Raw genomic sequence first — 13,087 nt, 5'->3', positions numbered from 1 at the left:
GGTCAACGCGGCCGCCGACGCGGCGCGGGCGGCGGTCCGGGCGGGCACGAGCCCCAGCCAGGTCACCCGGCCCCTGCCCGACCCGACGCCTACTCCAGGCCCCGCCCTGTCGAACGGCGGCGATGCGGTGCGCGGCTCCGCGCCGGCTGACGACGACACAGTGCCGCAGCCGGGCAGGGACGACAGCATCCGGATACGTGGTCCGGTGCTCGCGGCCGCCATCGATCAGATCGCCGCCGCGACGATCACCGACCCGAACCTGCCGGTGCTCAACACCCTTCACCTCGAGGCGGCCGCCCAGGAGCTGATCCTCACCGCCACCGACCGGTACCGTCTGGCCACCCGCACCCTGCGCGCCGTGCACCCGTCCACGGTCGACTGGTCGGCCACCGTCGACGCCGATGATCTCCGCGCGGCCACCTCCTGGCTGCGCCGGGAGCACACGGTGACGATCCGCCCGGAGATCACCCACGTCGTCATCGCCGCCGCTGACCCGGCCCTGCGCGCGGTGGTGCCCGAGCCCCGGGTATCCGGCGGCGATCGTCGGCCGGAGATGTCGGCAACCGCTGATCCCTCCGGCGAGCGGGCGAACGGTCGCCGACCGGGGGAGCCTGGGAACGTCGCCGACGAGCACGGCGACAGCGGCGAACGCGCGGCGAGTGGTCCTGATCGACGCCGATGCCGCCGGTCGACCGAGGAGTTCCCCGACTACCGGGGGATGCTGGCAGCGCTACCCGCTGTCACCACACGGGTGGTGCTGAGCAGGACGGCACTGCTGGAGACGCTCGAGCGGACCACCTCGTCCACCCTCACGCTGCACATCGATCCGACGGGCGAGGTGCGGACCGCGAACAGCGAGGACCCCCGGCCGCTGCCCGCGACCGTCACCGGACCGGGCCTGACGATCCATTTCGCGGTGACCACCCTGTACCCCGCCGTCGCCGCCGCGGTCGGACCCGACGTGATGCTCGATCTCACCGCCCCCGACCTCCCCGCCCGACTCCGCTCCGCCGACGACGGCGACCAGCTCACCCTCACCATGCCGTGCCGCCCGGTCGCCGACGATGCGCCGGTCCGGTGATCACCGCCGAGTCACCCATCGGCCCCTCGGGCCCGGCGGCACACGACGTAGTGCCCGGCCGCCGACGACGTGGCGGAGATCCTTCGGGAACACCTGCTTTGCTGCTCCGCGTCCGCTCCGCGTCCGCAGACAGCGGCGACCAGCTCACCGTGGTCATCCCATGCCGCCCGGTCGCGGACGACGTCACCCCCCCGGTGACCACGGCCGGGTCCGGCTCACTGTGCTCTGCCGGTCGGCACAGGCGACGTCGTGCCGGGCCGCCCGGGGACGTGGCGGCGGTCCCGCCGAGCGACATCCGACCGACTACTCCCCATCCGCTCCGCCGACCACGGCGACCGCTCCCACCCCACCCACTACGACCGTCGAGGAGACTCCGATGACCACCACCGATCCGATCATGGCCCGAATCACCCAGGGCGTAAAGGACTTTCGCTTCGGGGACCCCGAAGGAGCACGAATCGCGCTACTCGACGTCTGGACCGACATCGGCCCCGTGGGCGACCCGCTGCACCGCTGCACCCTCACCCACTACCTCGCCGACACCTGCGACGACCCGGCCGAAGCGCTCGTCTGGGACGTCCGCGCGCTCGATGCCGCCGACGCCCTCACCGACCTGCGCCTGCAAGCCCATCACGCGGACCTGAACGTGGCCGGCTTCTATCCCTCCCTGCACCTCGATCTCGCCGACAACTTCCGTCGGCTCGGCTCCTTCCCGGCCGCCGCCCGCCACCTCGACGCGGCTCGGGAACGCCTGGACACCCTCCCCGACGACGCCTACGGTGCCACGATCCGCGCCGCCGTCACCGAGGTCGGTGACGCGATCGCCGCCAACGACACCACCCGCCGTCCGACCCACTGACACTGATCGCCGCCGTGGAGCGCGGGCTGGAAAGTTGCGGTCGACGGGCGGCCAGTACCATCGGGATGCTCGGCGGGCGTCGAGGAAACCGGTGGAAATCCGGTGCGGTCGCGCCACTGTGAACAGCCAGACCCTCTCCGGCGAGCACGACAACCGATCCCGTTGGGCGCGTCACCCGAGGAAGGCCTCACCCTGTGATCCTGCTGCTGTCCACCTCCGACACCGATCTGCTCAGCGCTCGCGCGAGCGGCGCCGACTACCGGTGGGGCAATCCCGCGCGGTTGCTGGTGGATGACCTGCCGGGGTTGCTCGACGGTGCCGATCTGGTGATCGTGCGCATCCTCGGCGGCAAGCGCGCCTGGGAAGAGGGCCTCGAGGCCGTGCGGGCGAGCGGGGTGCCGATGGTCGCGCTCGGCGGTGAGATCGCCCCCGACGCCGAACTCATGGAGTGCTCGACGGTGCCGGTGGGTGTCGCGGCCGACGCGCACAACTACCTCGCCGCCGGCGGCGCGGACAACCTGCGCGAGCTGCACAACTTCCTCTCCGACACGGTCCTGCTGACCGGCCACGGCTTCGAACCGCCGGTGGAACTGCCCACCTGGGGCGAACTGGGCCGCGCCGCCCGCATTCTCGAACCGCACGCCCCGACCGTCGCGGTCGTCTACTATCGCGCGCAGCATCTCGCGGGCAACACCGGCTACATCGACGCGTTGTGCACCGCCATCGAGGCCAAGGGCGCTCGCGCGCTGCCGGTCTACTGCGCCTCGCTGCGCACCGCCGAACCGGAACTGCTCGCCCTGCTCGGCCGCGCCGACGCACTGGTGGTGACGGTGCTCGCGGCCGGTGGCAGCAAGCCGGCCACCGCCTCGGCCGGTGGCGACGACGAGGCCTGGGACGTGGCCGCGCTGGCCGCCCTGGACGTGCCGATCCTGCAGGGCCTGTGCCTGACCAGCGGCCGCGCGCAGTGGGAGGACAACGACGACGGCCTCTCGCCGCTCGATGTCGCCACCCAGGTCGCGGTGCCCGAGTTCGACGGCCGCATCATCACGGTGCCGTTCTCGTTCAAGGAGTTCGACGACGACGGCCTGTCCACCTACGTGCCCGATCCCGAACGCGCCGCCCGCGTCGCCGGCATCGCCGTGCGCCACGCCCGCCTGCGCCACATCCCGGCCGCCGACAAGCGGATCGCGATCATGCTCTCGGCCTACCCGACCAAGCACGCCCGCATCGGCAACGCCGTCGGCCTCGACACCCCGGCCAGCGCCATCCGGCTGCTCACCGAACTGCGTGCCGCCGGTTACGATCTCGGCGAACCCGGCGAGATCCCCGGTCTGCCGGAGCGCGACGGCGACGCGCTGATCCACGCCCTGATCGCCGCGGGCGGGCAGGACCCGGACTGGCTCAGCGCCGAACAGCTCGAGGGCAACCCGATCCGCATCGGCGCCGCCACCTACACCCGCTGGTTCGATTCGCTGCCCGCCGACCTGCGCGAGGCCGTCGTCGAGGCGTGGGGCCCGCCACCGGGTGAACTCTACGTCGACCGGTCCGCCGACCCGCAGGGCGAGATCGTCATCGCCGCACTGCGTTTCGGCAATGTGGTGCTGATGGTGCAGCCGCCCCGCGGCTTCGGCGAGAACCCGGTCGCCATCTACCACGACCCGGACCTGCCGCCGAGCCACCACTACCTGGCCGCCTACCGCTGGCTGTCCGCGCCCGACGGTTTCGGCGCCGACGCGATGGTGCACCTGGGCAAGCACGGCAACCTGGAGTGGCTGCCCGGCAAGACCCTCGGCATGTCGGCCTCCTGTGGTACCGACGCCGCGCTCGGCGATCTGCCGCTGATCTACCCGTTCCTGGTCAACGACCCGGGCGAGGGCACCCAAGCCAAGCGCCGCGCGCACGCCACCCTGGTCGACCACCTGATCCCGCCGATGGCGCGCGCCGAGACCTACGGTGACATCTCCCGGCTGGAGCAGCTGCTCGACGAGCACGCCAACATCTCCGCGCTCGACCCGGCCAAGCTGCCCGCCATCCGCCAGCAGATCTGGACGCTGATGCGCGCGGCCAAGATGGACCACGACCTCGGCCTGGCCGAGCGTCCCGAGGAAGACGTCTTCGACGACATGCTGCTGCACGTCGACGGCTGGCTCTGCGAGATCAAGGACGTGCAGATCCGCGACGGCCTGCACATCCTCGGCCAGGCGCCCGAGGGCGAGATGGAACTCGACCTGGTGCTGGCCATGCTGCGCGCGCGCCAGCTGTGGGGCGGCGAGCAGAACGTGCCCGGCCTGCGCGAGGCCCTCGGTCTCAGCGAAGCCGGCGACGAGTCCCGCGACCGCGTGGACGTGGTCGAATCGCGTGCCCGTGAACTGCTGGGCGCGCTGCAGGCCGAGAACTGGTCGGTCGACAGCGTCGAGGCCCTGGTGAACGACTACGCCACGGCGATTCTGGCCGGGGGTGACCCGGAATCCACGGACACCCGCCTCGACGCGGTGAAGACCGTGCTGCGGTTCGCCGCGACCGAGGTCGTGCCCCGCCTGCGCGAGACCGGTGTCGAGATCGCCCGCGTCCTGCACGCGCTCGACGGCGGTTTCATCCCCGCCGGTCCGAGCGGGTCCCCGCTGCGCGGCCTGATCAACGTGTTGCCCACCGGCCGCAATTTCTACTCCGTCGATCCCAAGGCCGTCCCGTCGCGGCTGGCCTGGGAGACCGGTCAGGCCATGGCCGAATCGCTGCTGGCCCGGTACCTGGCCGACCACGGCGAATACCCGAAGTCGGTCGGCCTGTCGGTGTGGGGCACCTCGGCCATGCGTACCTCCGGCGACGACATCGCCGAGGTGCTGGCGCTGCTCGGCGTGCGGCCGGTGTGGGATGAGGCCAGCCGCCGCGTCACCACCCTCGAGGTGATCTCGCTCGACGAACTCGCCCGCCCGCGCATCGACGTCACCGTCCGCATCTCGGGGTTCTTCCGCGACGCCTTCCCACACGTACTGGCCCTGCTCGACGACGCGGTGCGCCTGGTCGCCGAGCTCGACGAGCCCGCCGCGTCGAACTACGTGCGCGCGCACGCCCAGTCGGACCTGGCCGAGCACGGCGACGCCCGCCGCGCGACCACCCGCATCTTCGGGTCCAAGCCCGGCACCTACGGCGCGGGCCTGCTGCAGCTCATCGACTCCAAGAGCTGGCGGACCGACGACGACCTCGCGCAGGTGTACACCACCTGGGGTGGCTACGCCTACGGTCGCGACCTCGACGGCGCCCCCGCCGCCGACGACATGCGCACCGCCTACAAGCGCATCGCGGTGGCCGCCAAGAACACCGACACCCGCGAACACGACATCGCCGACTCCGACGACTACTTCCAATACCACGGCGGCATGGTCGCCACCGTGCGCGCGCTCACCGGCAAGAATCCCGAGGCCTATATCGGCGACTCCACCCGTCCCGACGCCGTGCGGACCCGCACCCTGTCGGAGGAGACCGCCCGCGTCTTCCGCGCCCGCGTGGTGAACCCGCGCTGGCTCGAGGCGATGCGCCGCCACGGCTACAAGGGTGCCTTCGAGATGGCCGCCACCGTCGACTACCTGTTCGGCTACGACGCCACCACCAACGTGGTCGCCGACTGGATGTACGAGAAGCTCTCCGAGAGCTACGTGTTCGACGAGGTGAACCGCAAGTTCATGGAGCAGTCCAATCCGTGGGCGCTGCACGGCATCGCCGAACGGCTGCTCGAGGCCGCCGAGCGCAAGCTGTGGGAGCACCCGGAGCCCGAGACGCTGGACAAGCTGCGGCAGGTCTACCTCGAGACCGAGGGTGAGCTGGAGTGAGCACCGAGCAGTCCGCCGCGTACTTCCGGCGCGACGGCGAGGTGTACACGCCGACGTCGTGGGGCCGGAGCCTGTGGGCCGACGGGATTCTGTCCGGCCCGCCGGTGTGCGGACTGCTCGCCCGCGAGATCGAGAACCATTACCGCACCGGCGATTTCGTGCCCGCGCGGTTCACCGTCGACCTGCATCAGCCGGTGCCCGCGGTCCCGTTGACCGTGGACAGCGCGCCGACCCGCGAGGGCAACCGGGTGCGCGCCGCGCAGGCGGTACTGCGCGCCGACGGCGTGGTGGTCGCGCGGGCCTCGGCGGTGTTGCTGAAGCGCTCGGCCCAACCGCCGGGACAGGTGTGGCGCGAGACGCGGCGGCCCCCGCTGCCGCCCGCGGAACTGCTGGCCGCGGTGGCGCCGACCGTGCACCTGTTCGACAGTGACGGCTCCGGTGACGGCTGGTCGGTAGAGATCTCCCGGCACGAGAACGACACCCGTAAACGCAAGTGGGTGCGCGGGATTCCGGTGGTGGCCGGAGAAGCCGGCTCGCCGTTCGTCTTCGCCGCGATGGCGGGCGAGCAGGCCAGCCTGGTGACGAACTGGGGTACCGAGGGGATCGGGTTCATCAACACCGATGTCTCGATCACCTTCGCTCGCCTGCCGATCGGCCCGGAGATGGGCATCGAGGCGGGCAACCACCTCAGTCACGACGGCATCGCCGCGGGCTCGGCGGTGCTCTACGACGCCGACGGTGAGTTCGGCGTCTGCACCGTGTCGGCCGTCGCCAACGAGCGCAGGCAGATCAGCGGCGCGGCCATCGACGCCTACATCCCGGCGCGTGGCGGTGCGCAGCGCGCCTGAACTGCCCGACTTGCCCCAAAACTAGAACGCGTTCTACTCTGATCGTGGTGCGTGGGCGCACCACGGCACCCGGGTGCCGGCCGCAGGGCAGAAGAGAGTCGCAATGAGCACTACTCCGGCGTACTTCACGCAGGACGACGGCGTTTTCCAGCCCACCCGGTTCTCCATGAGCCTGTGGGCACCGAGCACCCTGTCCGGTCCGCCGGTGTGCGGGCTGATCGCCCGCGAGGTCGAGGCGCGCTACTGCGGCGACGGGTTCACACCCGCGCGGCTGACCGTCGACCTGCACCGCGCGGTGCCCGCGGTGCCGCTGACCGTCGACAGCGAGCTGGTCCGGGACGGCAAACGAGTCCGTGCGGTGGCGATCGTGCTGCGCTCCGACGGTGAGCCGGTCGCGCGGGGCAGCGCGCTGCTGCTGAAGCGGTCGACCCAGCCGCCGGGCGAGGTGTGGCGCCCCGAGCGGCAGCGGCCGCTGCCGCCGAGTGACGCGCTCGCCACCGTCGACGAGGCCATGCACCTGTTCGGCAGTGACGGCAACGGGTGGTCGGTGAAGATGACCGAGCACCAGAACGACGCCAGGAAACGCAAGTGGGTGCGCAATATCCCCGTGGTCGCGGGTGAGCGGTCCACGCCGTTCTGCTTCGCCGCGATGGCCGGGGAACAGACCAGCCTGGTCACCAACTGGGGCACCGAGGGGATCGGGTTCATCAACACCGATGTCTCGATCACGTTCTCGCGCATGCCGATCGGGCTCGAGATGGGCATCGAGGCGGAATCGCATCTCAGCGACGACGGCATCGCCGCGGGCGCCGCGGTCCTCTACGACGCCGAGGGCGCGTTCGGGATCTGCACCACCACCGCGCTGGCCAACGAGCACCGGCAGATCCACGGCTCGGTCATCGACACCCTGTCCGAGGAGTTCGCGCTGACCCAGGTCACGCCGGATCGAGGCCGCTGAACGCCAGGCCCACGGTGGTCGCGCACAGCAGGAACCCGGTCGCGGTGGTGGTCAGCAGATAGCCGAGCGCGATGAGACGGGCCGGCGGGAGCAGCACCAGCAGCAGCGTCGGGGTCAGCAGCGCGGCCAGGGTCAGTGCCCAGCTGAGCCAGTACGAGGTCGGGATCGGCTCCATCTCGGCGAACGCGATCGTGCGCGGCACGGGCACCTGCCACGCGTCCTGCACCGCGAAGGTCGCGGGCACCAGCACGAAGACGGCGACGAACAAGCCCGCCGCCACGCCCCATCCCGCCCGCCATCTGACCTGCCCCGGCACCGCTGCGCTCACCCGCCACACACCTTCCCTGCCACCCGGTCACCCGCTCCGCCGCGCCCCATGCTGCCTCGAGTGGGCCCCGCCCGCGCGCAACCGCGCGTCGTGTCCTCGGCGCCGATCGCCACCGCCGGGACTCGGACCAGGGCATTCCCTGTTCCCGGCGGCAGGTGTGCGCGCCCGCCTAGGTGCCCGTCTGCTCGGCGAAATGGAACTCGATCGACACCGTGTCGGTCGGAATCCCGTGGGCGCGCAGGCTGTCCAGGATCTGCTGGGTGAACCGGCGCGCCGGTCGGTAGTGCGTGCTGTGGTCGGAGACCAGGAGGATCCGGCCGCCGCGTGCCACCAGTTCGCCCGCCGCGGCGACGGGGCCGCCGGCCAGGAAGCTCGAATGGTGAAACCGGCCGAACAGATGCCGAGGGGAGCTGTAGAGGACGCCGTCGGCGTCCATGACGAAGATCGCGCGCCCACCGGTGGGTGACCACAGGGTGCTCGCCGCGGTGGTGTCGAACAGGGCGCCGTCGGCGGTGTACAGCAGCCCGGCGCGCGCGTGCAGCGCGAAGCGCGCGCGGTCCGTCGCGCCGAGATAGGCGACGTGACTGCCGCGCCACACGGGATTGCCCGGCACCTGCTCGCCACGGAACTCCGGGCGCAACGGGGTCGTCGCGAACCTCGGCCCGGCCGAGGCCGGACGACGGAACAGACCGCGGAGCCGGTCGGGAAGACTCACGCCGGAACCAGCGTCACGATCAGCTCGTCGGCGATCGACTCCGCCTTCACCATGCCCTCGCCGAGGTACAGCGTGGCGGCCTGCGGCCTGCCGTCGGGCAGCGGCACGACCGAGACCGCGTCGACCCGGCGACCGGCCAGGGCGTCGTAGGGCGGTTCGTCCGTGACGTCGAAGGCGGTGTACTTGCCCGAGGCGGCGACGTATTCGATGTTCACCGGGTCGACCAGCGGTTCGAACGGGTCCCGCCAGGGCGCCGCGCCGATCCGCAGCTCCGCGCCGTCGACACCGGCGTCGAGGAGCAGGGTGGCGCCGTTGTGGAAGGTGAACTCGATCGGTCCCTCGGTGCGGTCGATGTCGTCGCCCAGGACGTAGAACATCCGGCGGACGGCGATGATCGTCGCGTCGACCGCGGCGTTGAGCGCGGTGCGGCCGGACTCGTCGATGTCGGACACAGGTCTCCTCCCCGGGCGGATGAGCCATCATGTCGCCGCACCTCGCCGCCACGCAACTCCGGTCGGCGTGTTCGCCGCCGCGACCCGGCCACCGGCGGCGCCCGCGTCCGCTCGTACAGTGGATTCATGGTGGATCCCACCCCGGACGTCACCGCGGCGGCGGTGGAGCGCGCGGCCGAGCTGCTGGCCGGGCGCCGGGTCGTGGTGATCTCCGGTGCCGGGCTGAGCACCGACAGCGGCATCCCCGACTACCGCGGCCCCGACTCGCCGCCGCGCACCCCGATGACCTATCAGCAGTTCGTCGGCGACGCCGAGTTCCGGCAGCGCTACTGGGCCCGCAACCACCTCGGCTGGCGGCGGATGGACGCGGCCCGGCCGAATCAGGGCCACCGGGCCGTCGCCGCGCTGGAACGCGCCGGGGTGGTCTCCGGTGTCATCACCCAGAACGTGGACCTGCTGCACACCAAAGCCGGGGCGCGCCGGGTGATCGACCTGCACGGCACCTACGCCCGGGTGTGCTGTCTGCGCTGCCCGGCGATGATCTCGCGCATGACGCTGGCGGAACGGCTGGAGGCCGCCAATCCCGGCTTCGCCGAAGATGTTTCGGCGACCGGTATCGAAGTGGCGCCCGACGCGGACGCGGTGGTCACCGATACCGCCCGCTTCCGGATGCTGGACTGCGCGAGCTGCGGCGGCCTGCTCAAACCCGACATCGTCTACTTCGGCGAGACCGTGCCCGCCGACCGGGTGGCCGCCGCCTACAGCCTGATCGACCAAGCGCGCGCGGTCCTCGTCGCCGGGTCGTCGCTGACGGTGATGTCGGGTCTGCGCTTCGTGCGCCGCGCCGCGAAGCGCGGTGTGCCCGTGGTGATCGTCAACCGGGGGCCCACGCGCGGCGACGATCTGGCCGCCGTGCGCATCCACGCGGGCTGCTCGGAGACGTTGCGCGCCTTCGCCGACCGGCTCGCCGTCCCGAATGCGACCGCCCGCCGATGAGCGATTCCCCCGATGACGCGATCGCCGCCTTCTTCGCGGGCAAACCCCATTCCCTCGAGATCTTCACCGTGCTACGGGAATTGATCACGGCCAACGGTCCGGTGGAACTGTCGGTGGCATCGCAGATCGGCTTCGGCGTCGCGCGCAAGTTCGCGTGGGTATCGCTCTACAACATCACCGGACGGAATCCGGAAGGCACCGTGCAAATCATGCTCGCGATCGACCGGGAAATCGCGGGCCCACCGGTGTATCGGGTGAATCAGGTCGGCCGGGCGCGGTGGAATCACCTGGTGGTCGTGCATTCCCTGGCCGAAGCGCGGGTACCGGAACTGCGAGTTCTGATCGCCGCCGCCTATCGTTTCGGTGCGAAATGATCGGTTACTTGATCCCTCGGTGACGGCGGCGGATACGACGTGGGTAAGCTCTGCGCACCAGTGCATGAAGAGTTCCACCCGCGGCGCAAAGTTTTCCTCGCAGCGGGGTTGTCGGCCCTCGTGTGGGCCGCGTGATCGACCCCCACTTGCCAGCCGATCAGAACCAGGGCTTTTCCATGACCGATACCGTCGTTGCCGAACCACGCCTCACGCATCGCCAGACACTCACGATTCTGTCCGGCCTGCTACTCGGGGTCTTCCTCGCCGCGCTCGATCAGAACATCGTCAGCGTCGCGATCGTCCGGATCGCCAACAGTCTGGACGGATTCGACGAACAGGCATGGGCGACAACGGCGTATCTGATCACCGCCACCGTCACCACGCCGCTCTACGGCAAGCTCGCCGACATCTACGGCCGCAAACCGTTCTATCTGCTGGCGATCGCGCTGTTCGTGCTGGGCTCGGCCGCCTGCTGCTTCGCGACCACGATGTACCAGCTGGCGGCCTGCCGCGCCTTCCAGGGGCTGGGCGCGGGCGGGTTGATGTCGCTGGCGTTCACCATCGTCGGCGACATCGTGCCGGCTCGGGAGCGGGTCCGCTACCAGGGGTATTTCCTGATGGTGTTCGGCATCGCGACGGTGCTGGGCCCGGTGGTCGGCGGGTTCCTGTCCGATTACGAGAGCCTCGGCGGCATCGAGGGCTGGCGCTGGGTGTTCCTGGTGAACGTGCCGGTCGGGGTGCTGGCGTTCCTGGTGGTCGCCAAGGTGCTGAACGTGCGGCACGCGCGCGTGCGGTCCCGGATCGACTGGCTCGGCGCGCTCACCCTGATCGTCGGCGTCGTGCCGTTGCTGATCGTAGCCGAACAGGGCCGGGTGTGGGGCTGGACCTCGCCGAAGTCGTTGCTCTGCTACGGAATCTGCGGGGGCGGGCTGCTGCTGTTCCTGATCGTCGAGTACTTCATGAAGGACGCGGCGCTGATCCCGCTGCGCCTGTTCCGTAGCTCGACGTTCAGCATCGCCATCCTCGGTGGCTTCCTGATCGGTGTCTCGATGTTCGGCGCGATCACCATGGTCCCGCAGTATCTGCAGGTGGTGCGAGGCTTCTCGCCGACCGAGGCGGGTCTGCTGATGCTGCCACTGGTGCTGGGGATCATGGTCGGCGCGCAGCTGTCGGGACTGATCACCAAGGCCACCGGGCGCTACAAGGTGCTGCCGGTGCTCGGTGCGCTGATCCTGGCGATCGGCTGCGCCCTGTTCGCCCGGGTCGGCTTCGACGGGCCGCTGTGGCAGCCGCTGGCCTACAGCGCGATCATGGGCTTCGGGCTCGGTGGCTGCATGCAGACGCTGATCATCGCCGCGCAGAACGCGGTGCCGCGCACCGAGATGGGTGTCTCGACCGCGTCCGCGACCTTCTTCCGGCAGCTCGGCGGCACGCTGGGCGTCGCGGTCTTCCTCACCGTGCTGTTCGACCGGTTGCCCGGGTCGATCCTGTCCGCGTTCGGCGGCAGCCTGCCGCCCGGTCTCGACGCCGCCGGTCTCGACGCGCTGCAGCGCGACACCTCCGGGATCGCGGGGCTGCCCGACGCGCTGCGGGTGCCGATCCTCGCGGGCTTCACCGACGCCATGCAGGGCGTGTTCCTGCTCGCCGCCGACCTCGCCGTCGTCGCCTGCCTGGTGCTGGTGTTCATGAAAGAGATTCCGCTGCGCGAGGATCCGGTGCCCGAGGAGGATTCCGACGGCACGCTGCTGCGCGATGTCAGCCTGCACGACGCGCACGAGATGGCCGACTCGCTGCGTCCCGCCGCGACCGGCCGGGTCATCGCGGGACTGCTGCGCCGCGACGACTCCCGCCCCGTGCCCTCGGCCACGCTCACACTCATCGACCAGCACGGCCACCAGGTGGCGCGCGGCAACGGCGACGCCGACGGTGCCTACGTCATCGAGGCGCCACAACCGGGCAATTACGTCTTGATCGCCGCCGCGGCGGGCCACCAGCCCGAGGCGGTGAGTGTGTCGATGGGGGAGCGGGCCCTGCACGTCGACCTGATGCTCATCGGCGCGGGCGAACTCACCGGCATCGTGCGCTCGGCGCGCCGGGGCGAACCCCTGTGTGGCGCGACCGTGACCCTCACCGACCCCGAAGGCGACGTCGTCGGCGCCGCGATCACCGGCGAGGACGGCACGTACGTGTGCCGTGACGTCGTCAGCGGGACCTACACGCTGGTCGCGGTCGCCGACCACATGCGCCCCTCGGCGGTCGCGCTGACCGTGCCCGAGACCGGCTCGCTGCATCACGACATCGACCTCGAGCCGATGGCCATCCTGGTCGGGTCCGCCTGGGTGGACGGCGACCGCCCGGTCGCCGACGTCCAGATCACCGTTCTGGACGCCGGCGGCGATCCGGCGGCGACCACCCGCACCGACGAGAAGGGCCAGTACCTGGTCCCCGATCTGCCGGAGGGCGAGTACACCGTCGTCGCGCGCGGCTACCCGCCCGTGGCCAGCCAGGTCTCGGTGACCCGCGGCGAGATCACCCACGATGTCACCCTCGGCTACGACACCGAGGAGTCCATGCACCAGCGATGATCCGGGCTCACGCGGTGAGGGTGGCTTCGCGCTGGAGTTCCAGGGCGATGTCGATGAGCTGGTC

General features: G+C 70.9%; 11 protein-coding genes. 8 read left to right on the top strand and 3 right to left on the bottom strand.

Annotated features, from left to right (window positions below; genetic code table 11):
- The 5 genes from V8688_RS28375 to V8688_RS28355 form a co-directional block, all read left to right on the top strand.
- Nucleotides 1-1,081, top strand: a 1,081-nt coding sequence (locus V8688_RS28375) for a hypothetical protein (RefSeq protein ID WP_342802083.1), incomplete at its 5' end; no start/stop codon positions are given.
- A 376-nt stretch (nt 1,082-1,457) separates the two neighbouring features.
- Nucleotides 1,458-1,940 (top strand): hypothetical protein, encoded by a 483-nt coding sequence (locus V8688_RS28370; RefSeq protein WP_218718284.1) that lies wholly within the window; start codon nt 1,458-1,460, stop codon nt 1,938-1,940.
- A gap of 194 nt (nt 1,941-2,134) precedes the next feature.
- Nucleotides 2,135-5,767, top strand: a complete 3,633-nt coding sequence (cobN, locus tag V8688_RS28365) for a cobaltochelatase subunit CobN (protein ID WP_218718283.1) — start codon at nt 2,135-2,137, stop codon at nt 5,765-5,767.
- Nucleotides 5,764-6,615, top strand: coding sequence for an acyl-CoA thioesterase domain-containing protein (locus tag V8688_RS28360; protein WP_342802082.1), 852 nt, complete (start codon nt 5,764-5,766; stop codon nt 6,613-6,615). The genes cobN and V8688_RS28360 overlap by 4 nt, the downstream gene beginning before the upstream one ends.
- Before the next feature lie 103 nt (nt 6,616-6,718).
- Nucleotides 6,719-7,573 (top strand): acyl-CoA thioesterase domain-containing protein, encoded by an 855-nt coding sequence (locus V8688_RS28355; protein WP_255587678.1) that lies wholly within the window; start codon nt 6,719-6,721, stop codon nt 7,571-7,573.
- On the opposite strand, the gene V8688_RS28350 is transcribed toward V8688_RS28355, so the two are convergent.
- The 3 genes from V8688_RS28350 to V8688_RS28340 all read right to left on the bottom strand — a co-directional run bounded on the left by V8688_RS28350 (nt 7,551) and on the right by V8688_RS28340 (nt 9,068).
- Nucleotides 7,551-7,901 carry a hypothetical protein gene (locus tag V8688_RS28350; RefSeq protein ID WP_218718281.1) on the bottom strand — a complete coding sequence of 117 codons (351 nt, stop codon included), beginning with the start codon at nt 7,899-7,901 and terminating at the stop codon, nt 7,551-7,553. The genes V8688_RS28355 and V8688_RS28350 overlap by 23 nt on opposite strands.
- A 169-nt stretch (nt 7,902-8,070) precedes the next feature.
- A complete protein-coding gene (locus tag V8688_RS28345; protein WP_342802081.1) occupies nt 8,071-8,616 on the bottom strand; it encodes a hypothetical protein in 546 nt (181 codons plus the stop codon).
- On the bottom strand, nt 8,613-9,068 hold the full coding sequence (locus V8688_RS28340; RefSeq protein ID WP_218718279.1) for a hypothetical protein: 456 nt from the start codon (nt 9,066-9,068) through the stop codon (nt 8,613-8,615). The genes V8688_RS28345 and V8688_RS28340 overlap by 4 nt, the downstream gene beginning before the upstream one ends.
- Nucleotides 9,069-9,194: 126 nt before the next feature.
- On the opposite strand from V8688_RS28340, the gene V8688_RS28335 reads away from it, so the two are divergent.
- The 3 genes from V8688_RS28335 to V8688_RS28325 all read left to right on the top strand — a co-directional run bounded on the left by V8688_RS28335 (nt 9,195) and on the right by V8688_RS28325 (nt 13,023).
- On the top strand, nt 9,195-10,064 hold the full coding sequence (locus V8688_RS28335; RefSeq protein WP_218718278.1) for a Sir2 family NAD-dependent protein deacetylase: 870 nt from the start codon (nt 9,195-9,197) through the stop codon (nt 10,062-10,064).
- Nucleotides 10,061-10,438 (top strand): DUF5655 domain-containing protein, encoded by a 378-nt coding sequence (locus V8688_RS28330; protein WP_218718277.1) that lies wholly within the window; start codon nt 10,061-10,063, stop codon nt 10,436-10,438. Before V8688_RS28335 ends, V8688_RS28330 begins: the two co-directional genes overlap by 4 nt.
- Nucleotides 10,439-10,614: 176 nt before the next feature.
- Nucleotides 10,615-13,023 carry an MFS transporter gene (locus V8688_RS28325; protein ID WP_342802080.1) on the top strand — a complete coding sequence of 803 codons (2,409 nt, stop codon included), beginning with the start codon at nt 10,615-10,617 and terminating at the stop codon, nt 13,021-13,023.
- Nucleotides 13,024-13,087 lie beyond the last annotated feature (64 nt).

The sequence above is a fragment of the Nocardia sp. No.11 genome (assembly GCF_038752175.1).
Lineage (GTDB): Bacteria > Actinomycetota > Actinomycetes > Mycobacteriales > Mycobacteriaceae > Nocardia > Nocardia canadensis.
Note: the sequence above shows the minus strand (reverse complement) of the source record. Positions and strands in the feature narration are given on the sequence as shown.